This window comes from Lactobacillus sp. VURO6/B1 (VP7), from assembly GCF_058139575.1.
The window spans coordinates 37,190-61,832 of record NZ_JBVOWJ010000014.1; the positions used below are offsets into that span (position 1 = coordinate 37,190).

At 36.2% G+C, this 24,643-nt stretch carries 24 protein-coding genes and 1 other annotated feature; of the genes, 4 read left to right on the forward strand and 20 right to left on the reverse strand.

The window, feature by feature from the left end; genetic code table 11:
- Positions 1–107: 107 nt before the first annotated feature.
- The 7 genes from ACZ2M0_RS08635 to ACZ2M0_RS08665 all read right to left on the reverse strand — a co-directional run bounded on the left by ACZ2M0_RS08635 (position 108) and on the right by ACZ2M0_RS08665 (position 11,066).
- A complete protein-coding gene (locus ACZ2M0_RS08635; RefSeq protein ID WP_490059178.1) occupies positions 108–2,165 on the reverse strand; it encodes a copper-translocating P-type ATPase in 2,058 nt (685 codons plus the stop codon).
- 96 nt (positions 2,166–2,261) lie between these two features.
- Positions 2,262–3,635, reverse strand: coding sequence for a branched-chain amino acid transport system II carrier protein (gene brnQ, locus ACZ2M0_RS08640; RefSeq protein ID WP_223901685.1), 1,374 nt, complete (start codon positions 3,633–3,635; stop codon positions 2,262–2,264).
- A gap of 627 nt (positions 3,636–4,262) precedes the next feature.
- Positions 4,263–4,898 (reverse strand): copper homeostasis protein CutC, encoded by a 636-nt coding sequence (locus ACZ2M0_RS08645; protein WP_490059179.1) that lies wholly within the window; start codon positions 4,896–4,898, stop codon positions 4,263–4,265.
- A gap of 26 nt (positions 4,899–4,924) precedes the next feature.
- Positions 4,925–5,881, reverse strand: a complete 957-nt coding sequence (locus ACZ2M0_RS08650) for a glycosylasparaginase (RefSeq protein ID WP_490059180.1) — start codon at positions 5,879–5,881, stop codon at positions 4,925–4,927.
- Positions 5,882–6,013: 132 nt separating this feature from the next.
- Entirely contained in the window at positions 6,014–7,429 is a 1,416-nt protein-coding gene (locus ACZ2M0_RS08655) for a DASS family sodium-coupled anion symporter (RefSeq protein ID WP_490059181.1), read from the reverse strand.
- 4 nt (positions 7,430–7,433) lie between these two features.
- Positions 7,434–9,269, reverse strand: a complete 1,836-nt coding sequence (locus tag ACZ2M0_RS08660) for an FAD-binding protein (RefSeq protein ID WP_490059182.1) — start codon at positions 9,267–9,269, stop codon at positions 7,434–7,436.
- 12 nt (positions 9,270–9,281) lie between these two features.
- Positions 9,282–11,066, reverse strand: a complete 1,785-nt coding sequence (locus ACZ2M0_RS08665; RefSeq protein WP_490059183.1) for an FAD-binding protein — start codon at positions 11,064–11,066, stop codon at positions 9,282–9,284.
- A gap of 206 nt (positions 11,067–11,272) precedes the next feature.
- Here ACZ2M0_RS08665 and ACZ2M0_RS08670 point away from each other — a divergent pair, with 206 nt between their 5' ends.
- On the forward strand, positions 11,273–12,166 hold the full coding sequence (locus ACZ2M0_RS08670) for a LysR family transcriptional regulator (RefSeq protein WP_490059184.1): 894 nt from the start codon (positions 11,273–11,275) through the stop codon (positions 12,164–12,166).
- 50 nt (positions 12,167–12,216) lie between these two features.
- Here the strand turns inward: ACZ2M0_RS08670 and ACZ2M0_RS08675 are convergent, their stop codons facing one another.
- The 6 genes from ACZ2M0_RS08675 to ACZ2M0_RS08700 all read right to left on the reverse strand — a co-directional run bounded on the left by ACZ2M0_RS08675 (position 12,217) and on the right by ACZ2M0_RS08700 (position 16,626).
- Positions 12,217–12,936: an MIP/aquaporin family protein gene (locus ACZ2M0_RS08675; RefSeq protein WP_490059185.1), complete on the reverse strand. Its 720-nt coding sequence runs from the start codon at positions 12,934–12,936 to the stop codon at positions 12,217–12,219.
- A gap of 308 nt (positions 12,937–13,244) precedes the next feature.
- Positions 13,245–13,616, reverse strand: coding sequence for a dihydroxyacetone kinase phosphoryl donor subunit DhaM (gene dhaM, locus ACZ2M0_RS08680; RefSeq protein ID WP_490059186.1), 372 nt, complete (start codon positions 13,614–13,616; stop codon positions 13,245–13,247).
- Positions 13,613–14,197 (reverse strand): dihydroxyacetone kinase subunit DhaL, encoded by a 585-nt coding sequence (gene dhaL / locus ACZ2M0_RS08685; protein WP_490059187.1) that lies wholly within the window; start codon positions 14,195–14,197, stop codon positions 13,613–13,615. The genes dhaM and dhaL overlap by 4 nt, the downstream gene beginning before the upstream one ends.
- 16 nt (positions 14,198–14,213) lie before the next feature.
- A complete protein-coding gene (gene dhaK / locus ACZ2M0_RS08690; RefSeq protein ID WP_490059188.1) occupies positions 14,214–15,209 on the reverse strand; it encodes a dihydroxyacetone kinase subunit DhaK in 996 nt (331 codons plus the stop codon).
- 176 nt (positions 15,210–15,385) lie between these two features.
- Positions 15,386–15,868, reverse strand: coding sequence for a nitroreductase family protein (locus ACZ2M0_RS08695; protein ID WP_490059189.1), 483 nt, complete (start codon positions 15,866–15,868; stop codon positions 15,386–15,388).
- Between the two features lie 32 nt (positions 15,869–15,900).
- Entirely contained in the window at positions 15,901–16,626 is a 726-nt protein-coding gene (locus ACZ2M0_RS08700) for an SLAP domain-containing protein (RefSeq protein ID WP_490059190.1), read from the reverse strand.
- 206 nt (positions 16,627–16,832) lie between these two features.
- On the opposite strand from ACZ2M0_RS08700, the gene ACZ2M0_RS08705 reads away from it, so the two are divergent.
- Both ACZ2M0_RS08705 and ACZ2M0_RS08710 read left to right on the forward strand, forming a co-directional pair.
- Complete coding sequence (locus ACZ2M0_RS08705) at positions 16,833–17,693, forward strand: glycosyltransferase family 8 protein (RefSeq protein WP_490059191.1); 861 nt, start codon at positions 16,833–16,835, stop codon at positions 17,691–17,693.
- Positions 17,694–17,853: 160 nt separating this feature from the next.
- Positions 17,854–18,135: an HU family DNA-binding protein gene (locus ACZ2M0_RS08710; RefSeq protein WP_034979630.1), complete on the forward strand. Its 282-nt coding sequence runs from the start codon at positions 17,854–17,856 to the stop codon at positions 18,133–18,135.
- Positions 18,136–18,200: 65 nt separating this feature from the next.
- Here ACZ2M0_RS08710 and ACZ2M0_RS08715 read toward each other — a convergent pair whose 3' ends face one another.
- The 5 genes from ACZ2M0_RS08715 to ACZ2M0_RS08735 all read right to left on the reverse strand — a co-directional run bounded on the left by ACZ2M0_RS08715 (position 18,201) and on the right by ACZ2M0_RS08735 (position 21,883).
- The gene (locus ACZ2M0_RS08715; protein ID WP_109586362.1) at positions 18,201–18,902 is read right to left on the reverse strand and encodes a methionine ABC transporter permease; all 702 of its coding nucleotides are present in this window, start codon (positions 18,900–18,902) and stop codon (positions 18,201–18,203) included.
- On the reverse strand, positions 18,895–19,959 hold the full coding sequence (locus tag ACZ2M0_RS08720) for a methionine ABC transporter ATP-binding protein (protein ID WP_490059192.1): 1,065 nt from the start codon (positions 19,957–19,959) through the stop codon (positions 18,895–18,897). The genes ACZ2M0_RS08715 and ACZ2M0_RS08720 overlap by 8 nt, the downstream gene beginning before the upstream one ends.
- 27 nt (positions 19,960–19,986) lie before the next feature.
- Entirely contained in the window at positions 19,987–20,838 is an 852-nt protein-coding gene (locus ACZ2M0_RS08725) for a MetQ/NlpA family ABC transporter substrate-binding protein (protein WP_490059193.1), read from the reverse strand.
- A gap of 46 nt (positions 20,839–20,884) precedes the next feature.
- Positions 20,885–21,124: a binding site (T-box leader), on the reverse strand.
- 59 nt (positions 21,125–21,183) lie between these two features.
- Positions 21,184–21,372 carry a hypothetical protein gene (locus tag ACZ2M0_RS08730; RefSeq protein ID WP_109586365.1) on the reverse strand — a complete coding sequence of 63 codons (189 nt, stop codon included), beginning with the start codon at positions 21,370–21,372 and terminating at the stop codon, positions 21,184–21,186.
- A gap of 1 nt (position 21,373) precedes the next feature.
- Positions 21,374–21,883 carry a dihydrofolate reductase gene (locus ACZ2M0_RS08735; RefSeq protein ID WP_490059194.1) on the reverse strand — a complete coding sequence of 170 codons (510 nt, stop codon included), beginning with the start codon at positions 21,881–21,883 and terminating at the stop codon, positions 21,374–21,376.
- Between the two features lie 182 nt (positions 21,884–22,065).
- On the opposite strand from ACZ2M0_RS08735, the gene ACZ2M0_RS08740 reads away from it, so the two are divergent.
- The gene (locus tag ACZ2M0_RS08740) at positions 22,066–22,374 is read left to right on the forward strand and encodes a TipAS antibiotic-recognition domain-containing protein (RefSeq protein ID WP_490059195.1); all 309 of its coding nucleotides are present in this window, start codon (positions 22,066–22,068) and stop codon (positions 22,372–22,374) included.
- A 31-nt stretch (positions 22,375–22,405) separates the two neighbouring features.
- On the opposite strand, the gene pnuC is transcribed toward ACZ2M0_RS08740, so the two are convergent.
- Both pnuC and ACZ2M0_RS08750 read right to left on the reverse strand, forming a co-directional pair.
- Complete coding sequence (pnuC, locus tag ACZ2M0_RS08745) at positions 22,406–23,119, reverse strand: nicotinamide riboside transporter PnuC (RefSeq protein ID WP_490059196.1); 714 nt, start codon at positions 23,117–23,119, stop codon at positions 22,406–22,408.
- A 137-nt stretch (positions 23,120–23,256) separates the two neighbouring features.
- Complete coding sequence (locus ACZ2M0_RS08750; RefSeq protein ID WP_490059197.1) at positions 23,257–24,420, reverse strand: cation:proton antiporter; 1,164 nt, start codon at positions 24,418–24,420, stop codon at positions 23,257–23,259.
- Between the last annotated feature and the right edge of the window lie 223 nt (positions 24,421–24,643).

Below are 24,643 nucleotides of genomic sequence, written 5' to 3' on the forward strand. Positions count from 1 at the left end.
TTTGGACTTTTTTCAATATTTTTAAATAAAAGGGCTGTCATTTTAAAAATTAAAAATTTATTTAAAAAATACAAAAAGCACTCCCAAAGAGTGCTTTATTCTGATTGTTATATTTTTAATGTTTCTGCATTAATAGCTACTATTACCGTTGATAAAGACATCAGAATTGCTCCAACGGCCGGAGATAACAATATTCCCCAAGGAGCTAATACCCCAGCAGCTAAAGGCAATGCAATTATATTGTAGCCGGCTCCCCACCACAAATTTTGAACGGTTTTTCTTTGAGTATGCTGGGCGAGATTCAAAAAACTAATAATGTCAAGTGGCTCACTATTAACCAAAATAACATCGGCAGAATCTACAGCAACATCTGTTCCCGCACCGATTGCAACTCCAATATCGGCTTTTGCTAAGCTAGGAGCATCATTTATGCCATCTCCGACCATCATTACTTTGTTACCTTTTTCTTGCAACTCTGCAACGATTTTCTGTTTGTCAGCCGGCATTAAACCTGAATGAACTTCGGAAATGTTGAGTTTTTGCGCAATATTTTGCGCAACTTTTTCATTGTCGCCTGTAAGCATTACCGGCGTGATATTAAGATCTTTAATTTGCTTAATTAAAGAAGCAGCGTTCTTTTTAATTTCATCACCAACAGCAACATATCCTAAAAGATCATTTCCTTCTACTAAATAACTTGAAGTGTAGTTTAAAGCATCTATTTTGGGAAAATGGTTAACTAGCTTTCTAGCAGCTTTTTCGTTCACCAGCTGAAATTCCTTGCCATTTAAAGTACCAGAGACCCCTTTACCATCTAAAGTCTTACTATTCGCTAATGAATAAAGTTTCATATTTTTTTCTTTAGCAAATTGTAAAATGCTTTGAGCAATCGGGTGATTAGAATCCTGCTCAAGGGAAGCAATAAGTCTAATTACTTCATCAGCACTATAATTTTTAGCCAAACTATCATATTTTCGTACTTGAAATTTTCCTTCAGTTAAAGTTCCAGTTTTGTCTAAAAGCAAATAATTAATTTTTGAACTAACACTGATGACATTGCGATTTTTAATTAATAAACCATTTTTGGCACCAATTGAGGTACTCTTTGCATTTACCAGTGGAATAGCAAGTCCCAAAGCATGGGGACAGGCAATAACTAAAACGGTTACCATTCGCTCTAGACCACCAGCTATACCACGTAAACTTGTCCAAACCAAAAAAGCAATAATACCAAAAGTTAGCGCTGCATAAAACAACCAACTGGAAACCCGATCTGCCAAATTTTGTAGTTTGGACTTATTCATCTGAGATGACTGAACTAGTTTATTGACACTGGCTAAAAAGCCGGAATTAGCAGAATTAGCAACCTTAATTGTTAATGTTCCAGAACCGTTAATTGATCCCCCAATTACCTTATCGTTTTTTTGCCGCGTTACTTCGCGTGATTCACCAGTAACCAAAGATTCGTTTACTTGACTAGAACCATTCAGAATAACCCCATCAAGAGGAATACTTTCTCCTGCTTTGACTAAAATTACTGCATCTTTTTGGACATCATTTATTGCCATATCCATAGTTTGACCATCATGTTGTACGTGAACCTTATCAGGTAAAAGCTTAGCTAAATCATGCACAGAACTATTGGCATTCATCACTGAATTCATCTCAATCCAGTGACCTAAAAGCATAATCAAAATTAAAGTAGCCAGTTCCCAGAAGAAGTCCATTACATGAACTTTACTGTTTAACAAATCATTTTTCACAAAAGCATAAATACTATAAATATAAGCAGTAGTAATTCCTAAAGAAATGAGAGTCATCATTTCAGGCTTTTTGTCTTTTATCTCGTAAAAAGCGCCTGATAAGAAGGGTTCCCCACCATAAAAGTAAAGGATCGTTGCAAAAATAACTACTACCCAGTCAGAACCAGTGAAAGAAAATTGGAAAGGTAAATGGACGCCCATTGCAGGCGACAAACAGATAATTGGCAATGATAATAAAACTGAAACCCAGAATTTTTTCTTTAAGTTCCCCATGTGCATCATGTGACCACCATGCATCATCATATCATGATCATCCATTTTCATTGATGAGTGATTATTCATCGCATGATTCATATTTTCACTATGGTTCATATTCATACTATTCAAAATATTCCGCCCCATTCTATAAATCACCAAAATTGCTCTTTTCTTTAATCTACTTTTATAAACAGGTGATGTCAAAATATCGGCTTAATTATTTGAATTATATTTACACAGCTAGTTAAATTTTGCTTTTTTATAAAAATGAATAATAAATCCAATTGCTAATCCGATTACAGCTGGAATTACCCAGTCCATACCAATATCTGCGAATGGCAAAAAGCGTAATTGTATTGATCTTAACTGCAATGCCCAAGGTTTTTGACTAATTACGGCAGGAAAAGAGGCTATCATATCTAAAATTGCTGGAATGAATGTAAAAACTATTCCCCAAAAGTAAACAATTGGATCACGATCAAATAACGAACTCGCAATTGACAGAATGATTAGTACCATTGCAATAGGATATAAAAACATTAGCATTGGAGTTGACCAGGCAATAATTGTATCTAAGCCGAAATTGGCTGTGATGAAAGAAACAATAGTCATAATTGTCAACCAGCCATGATAGCTGATTTTACTAAAACTACGGTGAAAGTCTTGCGCAAAAGCAGCTATTAAACCGACAGCAGTAGTTAAACAAGTAAGTGTAACCAGTGTAGCAAGTAAAGCATGGCCAAAATTTCCGAGATAATAAGTAACTATTTGGTTAAAAACAGTGCCACCTTCAGCAGAGATTTTAAAATGATTTAAAGTTGTCGCACCTACCCAAATTAACCCAATATAAATAACACCAATTGCACTTGTAGCGATCACACCTGCTCTAGCTGTAACTTTGGCATTGCTTTTAGCAGAAGTTTTTCCCAGCTGTCTTACCGCCGAAACAATTGTATAACCAAAAGCTAATCCGGCCAGAGCATCCATTGTGTTATAGCCTTCTAAAAAGCCATTGAAGAAAGGAGCACTTTGATACGCTGCTGTGACATTTTGACTTTTTGCAGCACCCATTGGTGAAATGGCGGCCAACAAAAAGATCGAAAATAGCAACAGCAAAAATAATGGATTTAGTATTTTTCCTATACTAGTCAATATCGTAGACTGTTTATAAGAAATAATAAAAGCCAAAATGAAAAATATTGCAGAGAATATCAGGAGTGCTGGCTTTGCGGCAGATTTCGGCAAAACTGGTTGCAAACCCACTGAAAATGAAATGCTTGCCGTACGCGGGGTGGCAAATAATGGCCCCAGAGTCAAATGGATTAAAACCATAAATACTAGAGCAAAAATGTTACCCAGTGGCCTGCCAATATCATAAACTCCTTTGGCATGACTTGCGCTAATAGCTAAAACGGCTAGTAAAGGTAAAAGCACTGCCGTTACCAAAAAGCCAAAAGTAGCTATTCCCCAATTTGCTCCTGAAAGCTGACCTAAATGAATCGGGAAAATCAGGTTTCCTGCTCCAAAAAATAGCCCAAATAGTAATGACGCTACTACTAAATATTGCTTCCATGTTAAAGGCTTTGTATTAACATCTTGCTCAATTTCTTCCATTACAATTCCTCCTAAACAGAATTACAGATAAAGTTAATAATGATAAAGGGCTGGCTAAATTATTTAGGGCAATAAAAAAGCACCCTTGATTTAAAATCAAGGGTGCTTTAGCACGGTACCACCTATATTACTGCACTATAAATCAAAAAATGACAAATAGCATAGTCACTTCACGTACGGCAAAAATGCGATACGCTAACACGTTAATGGGTGTACCCAATAATAGCTACTAAAATTCACCATATAGCTCAAAGTTACTTTCAGCTTGCCGTCACGGTCCGTTCTCAGCAACAGGACTCTCTTAAACGCTACTTGTAAGCTTACTTATCTTTTCTTCGCTTTATCAATATTAATGATATTCTAATCAATGTCTTATTTTCTGTCAACTAAAATTTTGAAAAATTAGTGAAATTGGCAAAAAATAATTTAGCAAACAATTTAGTTAAAGCCAGAACAAGCTAGTTTGCATTATACATTTATTTCAGTAACGAAAAACTGCAATCAAAGAGTAAACTTAGCACAAAATCAGAAAAATTGACATTGATTTAATATTAACAGTTAGGTCTCAGATTGAAACTGAGAAAGTAAACTAATTTTAAAATCACTTTACTTTAAATCCGGTTATTTCTATACAATTTTAGACCCATGAAGTTGATTAACATTCAGTTCTGCACCAACCAAATCTCTATTTTCGGTTGTGATCCCTCCACCTGGCAAAATTTCTATGCGATCATCTGCCCATTTAATAATTTCTTTTAAATGGGGCAATGTTGCCAAGATAGGTTTGTCTAATTTTCCACCGTGTGTCAAAATTCTTTTAACTCCTTGATCTGCTAACCAGTTTAATTCTGTTTCCTGTTTATCATCTGGTATGTCATCAAAAGCCATATGCATGACAATTTCAACATTTAAGGAATGAGCCAATGTAATCAGATGCAACATTTGAATTCTGTTTATTTGATTCTGACTGGTCAAACAACCAAAAGCAACTCCTTGAGCACCTAGTTTGGCAGCCGCAACCAGATCATCAGCCATTATGCCGATTTCATTTTCACTATAAACAAAATCTCCACCTCTAGGTCTAATCATTATGACAACCGGTATTTTAAAATTCTCAGCATAAGTGACAGATTTCTTTATTACGCCATAGGAAGGCGTAGTGCCACCCAACGCCAAATCATTATTCAGCTCTAATCTGTCAGCGCCAGCCTTAATTACATGAGGAATATTATAAAAATTTTCAACACACGCTTCTTTTAGCATTTTATTCTCTTTCTTTTAGTTAAACGTTACTCGACCGGAGCATTGATTTGTTTTTGATAATCATCTAACCAAGACTGTGAAATAGGCTCAATTTGAGTCTTTTGATTTTTTCCAGGGTTGGCCATTAAAATTTGAGCTTTTTGTTTTTCATTAGCAACACAAAAAGGAAATTCCACATTAGTAGCTACTCCCCACTCACCTTTTCGATTTAAAGCAATTAAAGAAATTTCCCCTACTTGACCATAGCGTTGTTTTAAATCTTCACAAAATGGGTAAAGTGCTGTGTCACAAGCTTCTTGAGGAGACTGACCTTTTGCCATTCTGCGAACTATTTCATATGAAAGACAACCTTTCATAATATCTTCTCCCAAACCTGTTGCCGTAGCTGCTCCAATATGACTGTCAGCATAGAATCCAGAACCCGATAACGGTGAATCACCAATTCTACCATCTTTTTTCATAAATAAGCCTGAAGTTGATGTAGCTGCAGCCATCGATTCAGCTTGATCAAGTGTGATTGCTCCAACAGTGTCGTGTCCATCATAGGGATGCAGTCCAGTTTTAAACTGCTCTTTTACCTTATTTTGCCATATTGTTTTTGCTCTTTCTGTCAGCATATTGGTCATTTCAAAGCCATTTTGCATAGCAAATTTAGTGGCGCCTTCTCCGACTAAAAAGCTGTTGGTTTTATTTAAGCTCAATTTTCTGGCTACAGAAACAGCATGTTTCACATTTTCAATAGCCGCCACTGAGCCTTGTGCTAAAGTATCACCATTCATAAAGGCGGCATCCATCTGAACAACTCCATCTTCATTAGGAAGTCCGCCATAACCAACTGATTTATAAAGAGGATAAGATTCAACTTTCTTTATTAAGTTTTCAACTGCATCCCCTGCACTCTCACCGTTTTGCAACATACTGCTTGCTTTTAACAACCCATCGTATGACATACTCCAAGTTGATATTACAGCCCAATTTTTCATTATGATCTTCCTTTTTATTCAGTATAGTAATAATAGTAAACTAGACTCCTTAAACTAACAAGCTACAAATCTAAAAGCTCAATTTGTGACAAAAATAAAAAGGCTTTGAACCAAAAATTCAAAGCCTTTTTATTACCACATGCCGATAACTTTAGTCCAAACCAGACCGCCACCTAACCAGATAATGTTAAGTACAAGGCCAATTATGGCGCTTAGTTTCCACCAATCTTTGTTAGAAACATAGCCTGTTGAAGAAAGTAAAGCAGCAGGACCTGCCGAATAGCTTGAAGTTGACAAGTATAAAGAACCGTCCAAAGCTAGCATTAACGCTGCCATCATAGGTGGCACTCCGGCACCAATCGCAATTGAGAGAAATCCTGCGTAAAGAGCAGAAATTTGTGTAGAGACACTTGGGAATAAGTAGTGGAGGTAGAAATATACCAAGAATAATATTACCAGTACTAAAACCCAGTTCATACCATGAAGTGCACTACCTAAAGTCTTTGAGAACCAAGGGAAAAAGCCCAAAGTCATTAATTTTTGAGACATCAACATGATAATTGAAAGCCAAGTTAAGATGTTCCAAGCAAAACTCTGAGCTAAAATGTCCTTAACGTTAATGACGCCAAATACCAATAGTAATGCAACTGCAATAAAGCTGACTAAAGTGGCATCAATGCCAAACTTAGAACCTACTAACCATAATGCAACTGACAGGACAAAAACCACACCCATGATTTTTTCTGCAGCCGTCATTTTGCCTAATTCTTGCAACTTTTTGTCTGCCCAAGCATGAGCATTTGGTGTTTCTTTGATCTTAGGCGGGTAAATTTTATATAGAATAAAAGGTACTAATATTAAGGAAAGTATGCCCGGCACGATTGCAGCTACAAACCATTGCATCCAGGAAATAGTAACGTTCTGCGTCTTTGCTATTCCTAATGCCACCATGTTACCGGCTAAACCAGTTAGAAACATGGTGGAAGTGACGATATTAACTTCGTATTCTGTAAAAACAAGGAACGAACCCATGTCACGCTCAGTTCCCTTTTTAGGATCTGAACCCATTTCTCTTGATAAGTTATCAATAATGGGGTACATAATACCGTTAACACGAGCGTTGTTACTTGGAATACCGACTGCCAGAACAGTTTCCACTAAGGATAAGGCATAAGCCAAACCTAAAGTTCTCTTGCCAAAAGTTTTGACAAAGAAGTAGGCAATTCTTTTACCAAGACCTGATTTAATAAAACCGGCCGCCATAAACATACACATAGCGACCATCCATGCCGTGGAATTACCAAAACCGGCAGTGACTTCTTCCATCTTAAAAATACCGGTTAATGTAGCAATCACCACCGCTATTATTGTAGTTGCCATCATTGGTAATGGTTTAGTTACACAGGCAATTATAGTTGCAATAAATATGGCAAAAAGATGCCAGGCTTGAACGTTAATTGCCGCTGGTTTTAATGGAGTTAACAGCCATAAGACAATGCCGATAGCTAGTGGCAAAACCCACTTTTTCCATTGAATTTTATCTAACATTTCTTTATTCTCCTTTAGAACTATTTTGGGCTTTCTTAATTGCCGAATTTACGGCTTCCTTTAAAGCATTAGTTGTGGTAGAAGCTCCTGAAACTGCATCAATGTCGGTAGAATTATTGCTTACCATTTCTTGGGGTATACGGTCAATGGCTACAGCTCCAATTCCTTCCGTTTCATGATCTTCTAGTACTTCAATTTTTTTGATTTCATTATCAAAATAGGTCACGCGAACCAAAATCCTGCCGCCAATACCTGCTTCAGAAGATCCTAGAAACTGATTTTGTCCCAGCTCAATTTGATCGTCCTTTTCTCCATCCAAAAGATCATTAATTCGCGGCAACTTCTCCGTTAAATTAATCGAATCCTCAATTGGCTCTAACTTGGCAGCATTTTCTCCAGCGATTTTGCCAAAAATCAAGCATTCAGCTAAGTTGCCACCGCCCTGGTAACGATTGACGCACATTCCGCCAAGCTCACCAGCTGTGTAGAGGCGTTTGATTGGTTGATCGTTGACATCAAGTACACGGGCAAACTCATCATGTTCTGGTCCACCTTGGGTATTAAGCACTGCGGGAGCCAATTTAACTGCATGGACGTCATCTTTTAAATCGAAACTAGTCATTGACTCAGGTGCACGACCAAATTCCAAATCCTTGCCGTTAGTGGCAAACTCGTTAAATTGCAAAACAGTATTTTCTAGATTTGCGGCTGGTACATTCATCTTTTGGGCTAATTCAGTCAGTGAATTGGCACTAACAACCTTGTCAAAGAACTTGCCGTACTTGAGCTTTCCTTGCTTCTGTTCTAAGACAAATTTTTGATATTGCTGATTATCAAAGACCAACCAAGCATTGTCGTAAGCGTGAGGCAATAAATAGTCCCCGTGTTCAGCTATATGACCATGTCTGAATTTAGCATCTTCGCGCATAAAGCGGGTGCCGTCGTCTGCCACCGCAAAAATCGCACCTGATTTGACATTTTGCCAGCCGCTAACTTGCCGACCACGCTCATTTTCACCTTCAGCAATTACATAGCTGGGGACGATGCCTAATGACTCATAATTGCTCATGTGCCACATTTTTGCTCCAACTTCACTAGTCATTTTAATCCCGTCACCCTTATTATAGAGAGTGCCCAGCGGGGTTAATTTAGTGACGTGCAGGTAATCCTGCTGCATCTGCTTATTATTTTCAAAGCCACCTGTAGCAACAATTACACCTTTGCGAGCATGAATGTAATATTGTTTCTTATTACGATTAATAATTACTCCAGCTATTTCACCAGTTGCTTCGTCCTGCAATAAATGTTCTGCTTTAGAATTAAGCCAGACATCAATGTTGGCAGCATTTTTGACGACTTGAGCACGAATTACTTTCCATAGCTCAGCATCAAAGTCTTGATTATGAATCAGGGCAAAATCAAAGGTTTCAGAGCCACGATATTCAGGATACTCACATAAATTCTTTTTCTTTGCTAAATGGTCACCCGGTTGATTATCACGTGACCAGATAAAAGGATCAATACCAAAATACTTTTTAAAATATTGCGGCATATTAACAAAGCCATCAAGATAAGCAGCCATTGTTTTCTGATCAAAATTATATGGCGCTGCCAGCTGCTCATAATATTCAGCAATCTTCTCTCTATCATGTGCCATAGCAACATGCTGTGCTGAATAACGGGTGTTACCACCCTCATGACCATAAGGAGCAGCGTCAACTAATAAGACTTGAGCACCATTTTCTGCCGCAAAACGAGCTGCCGTGCCTCCGGCTCCACCAAAACCTAAAACGACTACATCATACACACCATTCCACTTAGTTTTTTCGTTGATTTTCATTTTTGCACTTCTTTACTGCTTTTCAGCGTTCTCAATTGCTTGGTTGACCGCTTCTTTAAAAGCAGCACTAGTTGTACTTGCACCACTGACCGCATCAACCTCTGTAGTTTGTTTTTCAATCATTTCATTAGTTAGAACGGGAATTGCTTTACCTCCCAGATAAGGAGTTTCTTTTTCTTGCAGTGTTTCAATTTGAGAAATCTTATCACCTGACATCGTAACGCGCACCACAATTGGGACATCATTAATGCCATTTTCACTAATTCCAATTCCCTGATTAGGTCCAGCTTCAAAATCAGTTGAAGAAGCATGAGCGTCAGATTTTAGATCAGGGTTTTCTGAAGCACCTGTAACTACATCAACTTCAGCCATTTTTCTTTTTGGCCACGCAGCATTTTCTCCTGCAATTTTGCCAGAAATTAACAAATCAGCAATACTGTTTGCACCAATATATTTAGTAGCAAAAATATCTCCTAATTCGCCAGCTTCATATAAATGAGGAATAACATTATTCTCCATGTCCAAAACTTCGCAATTCTCATTACGACGAGCGCCACCATGTGTGTGCAGAATGTTGTGGCGAATTGGGATAGCGTAATATGGGCCAGCGCCAAAAGCACGCATTGTTTCAATTTTGCGATTTAAAAACATATCACGCTTTTTTTCATTGACCAAAAAGTTAAAATCACTGACAGCTTCAGCTAATTTTGGTGCAGCAATCTTGCCAGCTAATTTGGCAATACTTTCTGCTTTTATGGCATAGGTAATCAGGCTCTTAATTTGTTCAGCCTTATCTGAATCGTCATTAGCTAGTTGCTCAAATTGTCTTTGATCCATGATAATATGTGGATGATTTTGGTTAGGCTGCATAATCCAGTTGCCATGGTTGTATTTATATCCATGACGATCCTCTTCGTCTTCACGGTAATACCGTGTGCCGTCATCGCCAGCAACGAAAATACTGCCATTAAATAAATTCTTCCAGTTGATCATATAGGCAAATTTTTCTCTGGGCTCGCCTTCTCTTAAAGAAAAACCATGTGAGTCATAGTTGGACATATGCCACAGTCTAGCACCAGCTTCAACTGCCAAATCAATTCCTTTACCTTGATTATACAAAGTACCAATTGGAGCTAAAGAACCTTGACCTAAAAATGTTTGTACCATATCTTGATTATTTTCAAAGCCACCACATGAAAGAACTACACCATTTCTGGCAGCCACATTTCTATTTATACCTTGATGTTTAATTTGCACACCTAAAATGGTTTTAGTATTGGAGTCCTGAATTAAATGTTGTGCAGGACTTTCAAACCAAACATCGATTTTATCTAAACGCTCGTAAACTTTTTTACGTAATAATTTCCAGAATCCGCCATTATACATACCAGCAGTCATGCTTTGTGAGCGCATAGTTTCTGCATGCTTGTATTCCGGATATTCTCCTTGAGGTCTTCTGCCGGTGTATTGTGCTTCAATGCCAAAATATTTTTGAGAGTACTCCTTCATCTTCAAAACATTATTGACAAAAGCGTCTAAATCTTTTGGATCATACTTAAAGGGATAATAAGTTTGCTTATAATATTCACGGAGATCAGCAAAATTATCGCTCCAAGCAAAAGCACCACCGGCATATCTGGTATTCCCACCTTCATGACCTTCAGGAGCTGAATCGATGAGCAGAACGTGCGCATTATTATCTGCTGCAAATCTTGCTGCACCAGCGCCAGCTCCACCGAATCCGACTACAATTACGTCGTAAACGGCGTCCCATTTGAGAGTTGAATCGTAGATCAAATTTTTCACCATCACTTTCTTATAAACTTTTCTTAACGTAAATATATCTTGACCAACTTTTTAAGTCTAATTAAATTTTTTAAAGGAAATAGTTCAGTTTCATAATACAAAGGTCTATTGCAGCAGCTTGTTATTGTACATTAAAGTTAAATTTAATATAATTTAATCAGATATATTTATAAATTTTATTTATTTAGGAAGTACTCATGAATGAAAAAGACTTATTATATTTTTGTAAATTAGTCGAAACTGGTAACTATACAACCACAGCCGCATTCTTTGACGTTACTCAACCCACAATTTCCATGGCAGTGAAGCGGCTGGCAGATAAGTTCGATGATCCACTAATAGTGCAAAAAAATCGTAAAAGTAAAATAACTTTGACCGATGCTGGCGACTTACTTTATAAAAGAGCAAAAATACTGTTGCAAGATATCGCCAGCATTAATTATGATGTGATGCATGCCAGTGATAAAAAAATTCGGCTTGCCTTTTCTGGAGAAGCCGGTAGCCTTTACATCGCCGATATTATTCAAAAATTTTATCAAGCAAATATTGCCAATCTAATTGAATCTAGAATTGAAAGATCGGCTAACGCATTTTCTGACTTAACCGACGGCACCGTTGATGTAGCAATATATTCGTGGATGGTTCCTATTAACGATCCCGAATATTTTATTCATAACTTGCAAAGAACCGAACTGGTCATTATTACCAGTACAAGCGATAAGTGGCGGGATGTCCACCAAATTAGTGCAGCAGACCTGCGCAACCGCAAATTTGTCGCTCGCAAAAGAGGCTATTTAACTAGAGAATGCCTTGAGCAGGAAGGGAAATTGGGCGATTTTACGCCACAGATTTCATACACTGCAACTACAATGAGAATGATGATTGAATTAGTTAAACGCAATGTAGGCATTGCTCTTGCTATGGAAAGCAGCTTAAAAGAGGTTTCTGATATTCACGTCATTCGATTAAAGCCGGGGCAAAAATTGTGGGCATACATGCAGATTGCAATGAGAAAAAGCTTCATACCTAACAAGTATCAGCGCAAAGGGATCGAAATACTGCGACATTTTAAACCAGATGAATATCAATAATTTGGGGCAAACAAAAAGACTCACGTCCTGTTTAACGTGAGCCTTTTTAACTAGACAATCACTTTGAATAATAATGCTGCAATTATTCCACCTAAAAGTGGTCCAAAGACTGGCACCCAACTATAAGCCCAATCTGAACCGCCTTTATTGGCAATTGGCATAAATTGGTGAGCAAGTCTTGGTCCTAAATCACGAGCTGGATTAATAGCAATGCCAGTTGGTCCTCCCAAGGACAAACAAATCGCTGTGATCAAAAATCCTGCCAGTAATGGGTTTAATCCTGGAGCCAATTTGGTATTGGTTAATCCTAACAAGCCAAACACCAAAACAAATGTAGCAATCGCTTCAGTAAAGAAATTCCAAGCATAGTTTCTAATGGCAGGCGTTGTGGCAAACGAACCTAAAATGCCTTCTTGATCAGTAGTTTCTTCCCAATGAGGAAAATAGGTTAGCCAAACTAAAATACCGCCGATAAAACCTCCGGCTGTCTGTGCCAGCATATATGGCAAAACTGAAGACCAAGGCAATTTATTCGCAATAGCCATTCCTAATGAAACGGCTGGATTAAAGTGTCCCGGGCAAAGCCAACTAACACAAAATACACCGAAAGTTACAGCGAACCCCCAACCAAAAGAAATAACAATCCAGCCACTGCCTTTTGCTTTTGACTTGTTCAAATTGACACCAGCACAAACGCCATCTCCAAGCAATACTAAGATGATAGTTCCGATGAACTCTCCCACTAATTGCATTGTTAAGCTATTATTCATTTTTTAAAATCTCCTACTTCGATTATTAGGTTAAACAAACCTAAAATAATGTTAAGTAGCAAATTACTCCCAAACAAAATATATTATAAAATCTAGCGTGTGTAAACCCTTTCTTTAAATAAAATGATACGTGCATTCTTTTTTAAATAATTGTTATTTAATATTCCTGCTTCTAGAAAAGTTTGTATTTTATTTCTTAAAAATTTTTGTTATATTTTTGTATCCGTTATTTTAATTAAGAAAGTTAACCATGAAATTTGATATGCCCTCAAAAATTAGTAAAAACCGAAGAATATATCGTCTTCAAACTATTTTTTTATTTTTAAGCACTCAAGTTGCTTTTCTATTTCAGTTAAATTAACTCCAGCTTCAATCAGAGTAGCTGCTGTATATGCTCCTTCGATAAAAGCCACATCATACAAGTGAATTTTTTTAGATGTCATTTCAGTAGCCAATTCAATATTCATTTTGGCACTGCCTAAATCATAAAAAGCCAAAATTTCATCAGCTTTATTATCTGAAAAAGCTTGCAAAACTTTATCCATACTGGTACCTATATCTTCTTCATTTGTTCCGCCAGCAGATGTGATGGATACATCTTTTGCAACTTGATCTAAAAGTTTAGTCAGTCCTGTGGCTATTGCGGGAACGTGTGATACCAACGTAATGCCTAAACTCATAGTATACCTTCAGTTTCCACTAAAGCCTCAAAGAGATAGCCGCTAGATTGTGAGCCGGGGTCAATATGACCCTTTGACCTCTCTCCTAAATATGAAGCACGACCCTTTTTAGCAACTAAACCTTTAGTCGCAGCTACAGCAGAATCAATTTTTTCTTGCGTTAACTTGTGTGCTTTTACTTCAGGTACGAGCACTGACCAAACATCAACCATTGTTTTGTCTCCGGGTTCAGCACCGCCACGTTTTTTAATACCAGCTAAAGCAGCTTCTAGTAATTCACCTATATCATCACTAGTAGCGCTTTTCTTCGCCATTTCTAAAAAAGCGGTGCCATATAGCGGACCTGACGCTCCGCCAACAGTAGAAATAAGAGTCATGGCAATTTGTTTAAAAGCATCGGTAATTGTTTCGGGTTCTGTATTCAGTTTTTGACTGACTGCCGTCATGCCCCGACTCATATTAAACCCATGATCTCCATCGCCAATAGCGGTATCTAAATCGCTTAAGAATTGCTTATTCTGCTCAATTTTAGCGGAAAATTTATTAATCCATTCAACTACATTTTTAACCGTCAATCCCATATTATTACCCTTCTTCTTACCAAGCTATCGTTTCAACTGGTTGATTAAGATAATCAAGCCACTTTTCGTCAGCTATTTCAAAAAACGTGAGCGAAATACCAGCCATATCTAGTGAGGTCATGTAATTACCAACTTTCATAAAAGCTGGTTTAACATCAATCGCTGCCAATTTATCAAGCAAGTCGTTGCTAAAAATGTATTGTTCCATTAGTGGAGTTGCACCCATGCCATTAACCAATACCGCATATTTCTTGTTGTGATCTAGATGCATTTCATCATTTAATTTTCCTACCAATTCAGATACCAAATCTTTAGCAGGCTTAATTTTTTCACGCCGGTAGCCAGGTTCTGAGTGGATGCCAACTCCATATTCAATTTCATCTTCTTTTAAAACAAAACCAGGTTTGCCTGTTTCGGGATTGGTAGCAGCTGATAAGGCTACTGCAATTGTTTTAATATTAGGCAAAACTTTTTTGGCTGCTGCATCAATTTCGTCAAGACTTGCACCATTTTGAGCCATAGCTCCCAGAATCTTATGCATAAACAAGGTTCCGGCAACTCCACGTCTTCCTTGTGTGAATGTACTGTTTTCTACAGCAATATCATCATCGACTACAATTGATTTAACTTTAATGTCGTCCATGTCAGCCATATCTTTTGCCATATCAAAGTTCATGACATCTCCCGAATAATTTTTAATTACTAAAAAGACACCTTGACCTTGGTCAACTGCTTTGATTGCTGCGTATATTTGATCCGGCGTTGGGGATGTAAACACTTCTCCACAAACAGCTGCACTTAACATCCCTTTACCTACAAAACCTGCATGAGTAGGTTCGTGGCCAGAACCTCCCCCACTGACAATGCCTACTTTACCAGTCATTGATTCCTTATCTGCTCTCATCACAGCTTCAGCATCTTCTATTTTAGTTATAAATTGTGGATAAGATCTCACCATACCTTTAACCATTTCTGGTACAACATTCGCAGGATCATTAATAATTTTTTTCATGTAATTAGCTCCTTCAGTAAATAAATGTAACGCTTACATAACTATTATACCAAGTAACATTTATATAAACCATTTGTGTTGCAATAAATTAAATATTTTGTTCAAAATAAAAAACTTTAGTACACCTTCATCAATAAAAGTGTGGCTAAAGTTTAAGACACAACTACAAAACAATATTACTTTCTTATAACCTTATACCTGGAAGATCTCTCAGCATTGGGATGTTCTGCAGCGTGACCGCAGGCAACAATGACACAAGTTTCAAAATTTTGCGGAAGACCTAACTTCTCTTCCAAGTTTTTAGCAGAATTGAGCACGCTTGCTGCATTCATTAGATAAACCGAACCCAAGTTGAGTTCTGCGGCCTCTACCATTATGTTTTCTGCAGCAACAGAAGCGTCTCTTTCACCAAACTCATTGTTCTTTTTGACATTAATGACAAATAATAAAGGAGCATTATAGCAAGCGTTACTTGTAACTTGTTCTATTTGTGATAATAATTTTTCATCTTCAACCACTGTCATCTGCATCACATCCGTTTGATGCATGCCACAAGGAGATGCTTGAAAAGCATTGACCAACTTATCAATATCATCTTGAGCAACTTTTTCAGTCGTATATTTTCTAACAGCTACTCTCTTTAAAACAGGATCAGTCATTTGTATGCCTCCTAAGAAAAAACAAAACGCAATTATTTAATGACTGCTTTACCAGTCTTATGAACTAAATCAGACCATTTTAAAAACTGTGTTTCAGATATTCCTACTAATTTTTTGCCTTTGACCTTCTTGGTACTATAGACAAAAACTGTTGCACCTTTTTTAATGTATGAATATTTATTTCCCTTTAACAGAAGCTTGCCTTTGCTATTGTATACTTTAGCGTTGCGTTTTACCTTGTAGCTGGCAACTTTAAAAAGCTTTACATTACCTGGCTTTACGTATTCTTTCTTCTTAGTTTTCTTGCCATTTAATGATATTTGCAAGTAACTCTTATTTTTAACTGTGGTAAAACCCGTAATTGAAAGAATTGTTCCTTTTTTCAGTTTTTTGTTTTTAATTCTTTTACCCTTACTGTCAAATATATAGGCATTTCTCTTTAATTTGACAGTTTTGCCTAAATATTTTATTGCATTATTTGAATTAGTATTATTTTTCTTAGGCTTTTTGTCAGTATCTGCAGTAGCAGGATTATTTGTACTGTTAGTTGTATTAGATTGTCCATTATTGGTTTTACTTTGGTCAGTAGTATTTGACGTGTTTGAATCTCCGTTCGTAGTATTAGATGTTGTAGTATTAGTCTGACTTTGATTGGTGGTTGCTGCAGGAGTATCTGCAGCCAACACTGGCTTAGTTACACTCAATCCTAAAATCAAAGATGCGACTCCAGCTACACTTAAGAGTAGTTTTTTCTTCATGTTGACACCTCATTGTTAAAACTTATTTATATACATTCTACTACTTTGAATAAATAATTTCTTTTACAAAAACAAAACAATTACTTTACGTTCTATATTTATGGTTTTTAGTTTTTTTACAACTTATATTATGAGGTATATAACATACTTTTGCTTTATACTAAGAAATAGTGAAAACACAAAAATGTTGTTAAAGGAAGAACTTCATGAAAAAGTCGCAAAAAGAACCAATTGAAATACTGGTCACTATAGACCAAAATTATATCAAACCACTCGAAGTTATGATGTATTCTCTTAGGCTTAACAATATGACTGAAGAGTTTCATGTCTGGCTAATTTACGATAACATCAACCAGCATGCTCTGAATAAATTAAAAAAATTTGGGCTAAAAATAGGAATTCAGGTATCCACTTTGACTATGAATAAGAATATTAAATTTCCTGATTCATTGCTCAACTTGCATGATTATCCTAAAGAAATGTATTTCAGATTACTTTCAAGTAAAATTTTGCCAGCAGATCTACATCGAATTATTTATCTTGATCCTGACATTTTAGTTATTAATTCAATAGTGCCCTTGTGGGAGTTAGACCTTGAAGGTAAAATGTTTGCAGCTTCAGTTCATGAAGGGTTAACAGACATTATGAGTTCAATCAATAATATCAGGCTGGGCACATCAACTGGATACTTTAACTCTGGAATAATGCTGATGGATTTAGATCAAATGCGTGCAAAAATTAAAATTACAGAAATTACTCAGGCAATTGAAGAGCATCATGATACTTTAATTTTACCTGATCAAGATATCTTAAATTACTTATACGGAGAAGACATTCTAAAAATTCCAGAAACCCGCTGGAACTACGATGCCAGAGCTTTCTCAGTTTACTTAACAAGAAGCACAGGTGAAATAAATACTGAGTGGGTCATGAAAAACACGTCAATTTTACATTTTTGCGGTAAACCTAAGCCGTGGCAAAAGGAGAAACATTCCCGATTTAAACCCCTTTATCTTAATTATTTGCAAATGGTCAACCGCTTGTTAAAACAACAAAAATTAACCTAACATTTAGCTTTTTACTGTTGAAGGTAGCTATATGTGTGCTAAAATAATAAAAGTTGCCGAATATCAAGCGACACAATGCTTTAGGTGGATTGGTATAGAAAAATACAAACTATTTAATAGCATTGGATGTGTAATATTTTTTATAGAAAAGAGAAGAATTATGGCTTCAATTAACAAGTCTGAACTTACTAAAGAAGTTTCAGCAAAGACAGATCTTAAACAAAAAGATGCAGAAAAAGTTATCGATGCTTTAATCGAATCAATCAAAGATAACTTGGCTAAAGGCGAAAAAGTACAAATCATAGGTTTTGGCTCTTTTGAAGTACGTAATCGTGCAGCTAGAAAAGGTAGAAACCCACAAACTGGTAAAACTTTAACGATTCCTGCAACAAAAGTACCTGCATTCAAGCCAGGTAAAGCATTGAAGGATGCAGTTAAATAACTCTACATTTAAATACGAAAAAACAACGAGATTCAACTCGTTGTTTTTATTTTGCATTAAAATTTCTAACGATTTTGATGATTTAATCTGTTGGCAAAAAAGTCACCAATAACTTGAACAATAAATATTAAAATAATAACTAAAACAGTCGCAATAAGAGTTACGTCATTATTAAAACGATTATATCCGTATGAAATTGCAGTATTACCTAATCCACCAGCTCCAATTGCACCTGCCATTGCAGTCAAACCAATTAGACTGATAATTGTTACAGTAGAAACTCGGGCCAGTTCTGATCTGGCTTCATTTAAATAAACACTAAATATGATGTCCCAAATCGTAGCGCCTAAACTCTGTGCTGCTTCAATTTTGCCGTGATCCACACTTTCTAGTGCTACTTGAACTTGACGTGCATAAAATGGGAAACAACCTAGTGTCAGAGGAACTAACGCTGCTTGAATACCGATTTGGGTACCTACAATTTTTTGTGTTACTGGAGCGATGAATGCCAGTAAAATAATAAACGGAATTGCTCTAAAAATTGAAACAATTTTATCACAAAGGTTAAACCAAAATTTATTAGGCCTGATACCGTCACTTTTGGTTAGGACTAAAACAATACCAAAAACCATCCCAAGAATGCCACCGAAAATTCCAGCCCAAAAAGTCATATACAGAGTTTGAATAATACTGGTGCCCCAGCCAGTGTCTCCCAGCCAACCTAATTGCACAACATTGGGAAAAACTTTGCTAAACCAACTACTCATATAGATCCCCCTTTTCGTTTAAACGAGTGACAGCAACTTTTTCTTTTCTTAAATAAGCAGCTGTCTCCTGCTGTTTTGTCTTATCTCCCTTGACTTGAACAAGTAAGGTACCAATTGGCTCATCATCAAGCAATTCAACATTGCCGTATAACATGCTGGCTTCAACCCCTACTTCACGATACAAATCAACAACAATAGTTTTAGTGACATTAGCCATGCTATATACAAGTTGATAAATAGCCTCATTATCGTTGTCAAGCTTATCAATATTAAGAGATTTCAAAGTGTTGATTACTTCCAAAGAGCCACCCACGAAACTCTTGGTCAAATCATTTTTAGGATGTAGCACAACATCCCTTAAACTTCCTTTTTCAACAATTTGTCCAGACTGCATTAAGGCAACTTTATTACAAACTTTCTTAATAGCCGCCATTTCATGGGTTATCAAGACAATAGTTAAATTAAGATCTTTTTGGAGCTTTTTGAGCAATGTCAAAATTTGGAGAGTATTTTGGGGGTCAAGAGCACTAGTAGCCTCATCTGAAATCAAAATATCTGGTTCATTCGCTAAAGCTCTGGCAATAGCAACTCTTTGCTGCTGACCTCCGGAAAGTTGCACTGGATAAAAGTTTGCTTTATCTCTTAAATCCACTAAATCTAATAATTTTAATGATTTTTCCTTAATTTCTTTTTCTTTTAATCCAGAATGTTTCAGGGCAAAGGACACGTTGTCAACCACGCTTATTTCATTTAATAAATTAAAATTTTGAAAAATCATGCCAATTTTTCTGCGAGCCAGTTGTAAATCTTTATTAGCTATCACCTGTTTGCCATCTTTGACAAAATCGGTTCCGTTAACTTTAATATTACCAGCTGTTGGTTTTTGTAAAAGGTTGACTGTTCTGACTAAAGTAGACTTACCAGCTCCGGAAAAGCCTACAACTCCGAAAATATCACCCTTTTCTACAGTTAGACTAACATCATGAACTGCTTGTACAATTTTGCCTTTTTTATCAGGGAAATCTACACTAACGTGTTCTAAATCAATAATACCCATTACAATCTTCTCCGATCATTAAAATTTTTACTTCAATTTAATGTCCCAAGCACTTCTAGTCATATTTCCATAATATTTCTTTTGTATACGTTTCGTTTCAGCGGTTTGATAACATTTGACTACTGCCTGGTAATCTTTGTTCTTTGCTTGGTCTTTCTTAGCTACAATGATATTTATCCATTGGTAAGAGTCTTTATTTACCGGCTCAACAAAAATTGTTTGTTTTTCACCTAAACCAGCAGGACGAGCAAAGTCATTATTAATAACTGCTGCATCTACTGAATTAATAACCCGGCCACATTGATCGGCACTAATTTCTTTAACTTTAATGTTTTTAGGATTCTTTACAATATCTGCTACAGTCACAAGAGCTTTACCTTTACGTAATGTAATAAGTCCAGCATTTTTCAAAACAAGTAAAGAACGGGATTCATTACTTGCATCATTTGGCACAGCAATTGTGGCACCTTTTGGCAATTCACTTAATTTATGATATTTCTTTGAATATAACCTAATCGGATTGATATCTGTACGTCCAATAGCTACTAGTCCACCATGATTGGCTTTATTCCAGGCCTTAAGAAAAGCATAATGTTGAAATGCATTCAGATCGATGTCTCCACTTTTTACTGCCTTATTTGGTTGATTGTAATCAGTGAAATTCTTGATCTTAATCGTTATGCCATATTTTTTCTTGGCTAAGGCTGCAGCGTGATCCCAAATAACTTCTTTCGGTTTAGACTCACTAACTATACCTACTGTAACAACATGGTTTTTTTGATTGCTATCTCCTTTTTTGCCAAAGCTAAACCAGGCAATGGCAATAATTACAATGGCTGCAATTACTCCTATAATTATATTGCGACTCTTTTTAGTCATTAGAAAAACCTCCCAATTTTTCAATAAAAAAAAGCACTCATCCTAAACTAAGGACGAGTGCTTCGTGTTACCACCTTTAATTTGCTTATTACTCACGTAATAAACCTCAACAACTATCTAACAATAGCTTGCAATCATAACGGATGCAACTCCGCCACTAGCTAAATATCACTAGCAGTCATCATCTCAAGCCCATGTTCACTACACCTTACTAACTGACTCTCACCAAACGTCAGCTCTCTTTATTAGTAAAAATAATAGCTACTCTGCTTTTCAAGATGTATTAATTATTTAATTGTTTATTAATTTAACATCTAAAAATTTTCCTGTCAACCAAAAAATAAATTATTTTTTAGTTGCTTGGTATGATTTTATTATTTTTAAAAAATATTGTCCCACGGCAAAAGTTACAATAGCCATTCCAATTACCTGCCACCAATAATTATGATTTAAGTTTTCTGCTAGTAAAAAGCTGCTAATCAAAGTTAATATACAAATTATCAAAACGACGGTAGAAGCAATAACTTGTTTCATGTTATTTCTCCTTTCTCATATAAGTTAAAAATTCATAAGGATAAAAATTTAAATTGTCAGGCTGATGAAACTCCCTTTTTACTATCTTAAAATCGCTATAATTAAGTTTTGCCATCGTTACATCAGCTGTAAAAGTGGCTTTGATTTCAGTTTTTTCTAAGCAATCTACCTGATTTTTCAAGACGTTAAAAACCGAATTACCGCCAATTACACAAATTTCCAGATTTTTGTGTTTACCAATCCAACTTTGTAATTCAGTGATTGAAGATAATATTAAAACTCTTTGATCATCGTGAAATTTATTTTTCAGCTCTTTTTTAGTACTCAAAACAATGTGCATACGGCCAGGTAAAATATGAGGTAAGCTCATAAAAGTTCTTCGACCCATGACAATGGGATGTCCATAGGTTATTTTTTTAAAATGGTGTAAGTCAGCAGGCAAACTCCAAGGTAAATGTCCATCTAGACCAATTTGGTGTTTTTTATCTTCTGCCCAAACAAAAATGATCATCAATTCGCCTCTATCCTTATTATAACGCTTTATTTTTCAGATTTCTTAGCATTTGCTTAACTCTACCAATTATGCAAAACAATATTTTTATTTAAATAAATAGAAAATTTATTTACACATGATTTTTCGCAACATTATTGCTATAGTTATTTAAGTATCTTAACAAATTACAGGAGGAAATTATGTCTGAATCTAGCCAATTCTCTGAAGAGAAATATAATAAACTGAAGCAAACTGAAGCGGATCTAGTACGAGATTTACAAGCAATTGTTAAAGATTCCTCTAAAGAAGCCGACTTGGGTGATGATGTCTTTAAAAAGCATCAAAACTGGCTGCGAATTATTATGCCTAATTATTCCAGCAAAATCCATTTAGGAATAGTCGATGCCTATGATAAAGATACTCGCTACCAATCCTATTATGATGATAAGGCTGGTAAAGGTGCAACTAAGATCTTAAGCAGAATTGTCAAAGAACATTTGAAAAAATAAAAGGAGTCTTTTGAAGAAGACTTCTTTTTTGTTAGTGAAACCAATGAGTGTGTTTGTCCGTAAATGCCAACAGATCATTAATTAGGTACATGATATATGTTAAAAATAATGTTAAATTAGCATCCCCCTGAAATGCTGTAACTCCCCATAAAATAATTGAAAGTATTCCTTGAATAGTCCAAAAATAGTATTGCTCGCGAAAATGTAATGTGCAAAGAAGAGATCCAGTAATTCCAATTGCTCCAGCTGCCGCATCGATTAGGGGCCTTGGACTAATGAAAATTTTTGTATCTAGCAGATAAAGTAAAACTAGCACCACGGTAAAAAAGAGAATGGTAAGAAGCCACTTTGTCATTGTCAAACCATGAATATGTTTTTCCGTATCTTTAGACCAAGACGGTAACAACAACACGGGTAAATCCAAAATAACAATATATACACCCTGTAAAATTACATTAGCATAGTTTTGGGCATAAACGGAAACAATGATGTAAATTGTAGCTGACATCAAGCCCAAAATACCATTAATTTGTCTGGCGTTAGTAATAGCAAGAGTACAAGTGAAACCCAAAACTGCGGCAATCATTGTCAACAATGAAATTTTATCAATTGGGGACGCAACAGTAGTCCCAATAATAATACCGATCCCCAGCATTAATAAGAGATATGTTTTAAAACTCCAACCACGCATTTGGTTAATGTACCATCTTAATTTAAAAATATCAGCTTTTGGCTGAACTTTCATCCGACCTTCCTACCTTCTGTTTAAGTTTAACTGTGAAAAAAACACGTTTTTAATCATAGCATAACTTTTAAACGATTTTAAGAAATTTAACTAGAAGGTCAGATCGCAGAGTGTATCTTAAGTATCTGGTTTTTGCTTTATTCATTCATATCCATTTTTATTATTGACCATTTGAGCAGAAATGGCGAAATCACAGTTGTCATAATGATCGCACCAATGACAGTTGAATATGCCGCTGGCGCAAGTAGATGATTTGTCAAACCTATTTGTGCAACCACTAGCGCCATTTCACCGCGCGAAACCATTCCGGTTCCGACTAACAGTGCACTGGAATTGCTAAAACCCGCAATTTTTGCTCCCAAACTTGCTCCAACCAATTTTGAAATAACACCGCCAATTATCAAAACGATAAATAAGATAAAATCGTGTAGTACTCCCTTAATGCTCATATCTAAACCAATGCTGACAAAAAAGATAGGAATAAAACTGCTGTAACCAATTACTGTAAAATTCTTTTTGAGAATTTTCTTTGCTGAGGTACGATTGAGGGCCAAACCAGCGCAAAAAGCGCCAATCACGTTACTAAGCCCCACCTCTTCGGCACCCCAAGAAGCTAAAACCACAATAATCATTGCCACCAAGGTTTCTGGAACGGGCAAGGTCAGGCGCTGACTTAGGCTGATTAACCGAGGTATAACATAAACGCTAAGAATGACTAATAATATAAGAAATGCTGCCTGAATAAGCAAGTTCAAAGCTAGATCTTTTCCCATATTTGAGCCTGGTTCAGAAACACCTGTAAGTCCACTAACAATGCTCAAAAGCAGTATTGATAGCAGGTCATCTGCTACTGCGGCTCCTAAAATTGTCATGCCTTCTTTTCCATCTAGACATCCCATCTCCTGCAAAACGGCTACCGAAATTGAAACTGAGGTAGCTGAAAAAGTTAAGCCTAAAAATAAACTTTCGACCTGTGTAAATTTAAAAAGAATACCTGTCATATAAGCAATGATAATTGGTACTATCATACCAAGGGCAGCTACCAGTATACTGGGACGTAAAAGCTTTTTTAGTGTTTTAATATCACTGTCAAGACCAGCCAAAAACATCAAAAAAATCACACCAATGTCGGAAAACACTTTGATGATTCCGTTAGGTAGCACCAAATTAAAAACAGCTGGCCCTATTATTATCCCAGCTAGTAATTCACCGACAACAGCCGGCAATTTTAATCTTGCGCTAAATTGTCCGCCAATTAGGGTAGCAAACAAAATAACAACTAATATTCCTAAAAATTGCATTTACATTCCCGCTTTCTACAGCAAAAAAGACCTTCAAAACTGCCCAGGCAACCCAAACCTGAGAACAATTCTTGAAAGTCTTTCACTCCAACCAAAATATTTATTTGATTTTTAATAACAAATTTGCTTAATTGTTAAAAATTAGCAACTTTTAATAGTATAACTCACAATTTTTTTAATTCAAATTTACAGAAATATAAAACAATTATTGATCGATCTTTCA

Coding starts and splice junctions, on each gene's coding strand:
- ACZ2M0_RS08655 (WP_490059181.1), bottom strand. CDS start 7,429: ATGTTAGATAAAATTCAATGGAAAAAGTGGGTTTTGCCACTAGCTATC.
- dhaM (WP_490059186.1), bottom strand. CDS start 13,616: ATGAGTTTAGGCATTACGTTGGTATCACACGTTCCCGCAATAGCCACA.
- ACZ2M0_RS08720 (WP_490059192.1), bottom strand. CDS start 19,959: ATGGGTATTATTGATTTAGAACACGTTAGTGTAGATTTCCCTGATAAA.
- ACZ2M0_RS08730 (WP_109586365.1), bottom strand. CDS start 21,372: ATGAAACAAGTTATTGCTTCTACCGTCGTTTTGATAATTTGTATATTA.
- ACZ2M0_RS08710 (WP_034979630.1), top strand. CDS start 17,854: ATGGCTTCAATTAACAAGTCTGAACTTACTAAAGAAGTTTCAGCAAAG.
- ACZ2M0_RS08705 (WP_490059191.1), top strand. CDS start 16,833: ATGAAAAAGTCGCAAAAAGAACCAATTGAAATACTGGTCACTATAGAC.
- ACZ2M0_RS08740 (WP_490059195.1), top strand. CDS start 22,066: ATGTCTGAATCTAGCCAATTCTCTGAAGAGAAATATAATAAACTGAAG.
- ACZ2M0_RS08735 (WP_490059194.1), bottom strand. CDS start 21,883: ATGATCATTTTTGTTTGGGCAGAAGATAAAAAACACCAAATTGGTCTA.
- brnQ (WP_223901685.1), bottom strand. CDS start 3,635: ATGGAAGAAATTGAGCAAGATGTTAATACAAAGCCTTTAACATGGAAG.
- ACZ2M0_RS08660 (WP_490059182.1), bottom strand. CDS start 9,269: ATGAAAATCAACGAAAAAACTAAGTGGAATGGTGTGTATGATGTAGTC.
- ACZ2M0_RS08670 (WP_490059184.1), top strand. CDS start 11,273: ATGAATGAAAAAGACTTATTATATTTTTGTAAATTAGTCGAAACTGGT.
- pnuC (WP_490059196.1), bottom strand. CDS start 23,119: ATGAAAGTTCAGCCAAAAGCTGATATTTTTAAATTAAGATGGTACATT.
- ACZ2M0_RS08675 (WP_490059185.1), bottom strand. CDS start 12,936: ATGAATAATAGCTTAACAATGCAATTAGTGGGAGAGTTCATCGGAACT.
- dhaL (WP_490059187.1), bottom strand. CDS start 14,197: ATGGGATTGACGGTTAAAAATGTAGTTGAATGGATTAATAAATTTTCC.
- ACZ2M0_RS08750 (WP_490059197.1), bottom strand. CDS start 24,420: ATGCAATTTTTAGGAATATTAGTTGTTATTTTGTTTGCTACCCTAATT.
- ACZ2M0_RS08695 (WP_490059189.1), bottom strand. CDS start 15,868: ATGACTGATCCTGTTTTAAAGAGAGTAGCTGTTAGAAAATATACGACT.
- ACZ2M0_RS08645 (WP_490059179.1), bottom strand. CDS start 4,898: ATGCTAAAAGAAGCGTGTGTTGAAAATTTTTATAATATTCCTCATGTA.
- ACZ2M0_RS08725 (WP_490059193.1), bottom strand. CDS start 20,838: ATGACTAAAAAGAGTCGCAATATAATTATAGGAGTAATTGCAGCCATT.
- ACZ2M0_RS08715 (WP_109586362.1), bottom strand. CDS start 18,902: ATGAGTAGTTGGTTTAGCAAAGTTTTTCCCAATGTTGTGCAATTAGGT.
- ACZ2M0_RS08700 (WP_490059190.1), bottom strand. CDS start 16,626: ATGAAGAAAAAACTACTCTTAAGTGTAGCTGGAGTCGCATCTTTGATT.
- ACZ2M0_RS08650 (WP_490059180.1), bottom strand. CDS start 5,881: ATGAAAAATTGGGCTGTAATATCAACTTGGAGTATGTCATACGATGGG.
- ACZ2M0_RS08635 (WP_490059178.1), bottom strand. CDS start 2,165: ATGGGGCGGAATATTTTGAATAGTATGAATATGAACCATAGTGAAAAT.
- dhaK (WP_490059188.1), bottom strand. CDS start 15,209: ATGAAAAAAATTATTAATGATCCTGCGAATGTTGTACCAGAAATGGTT.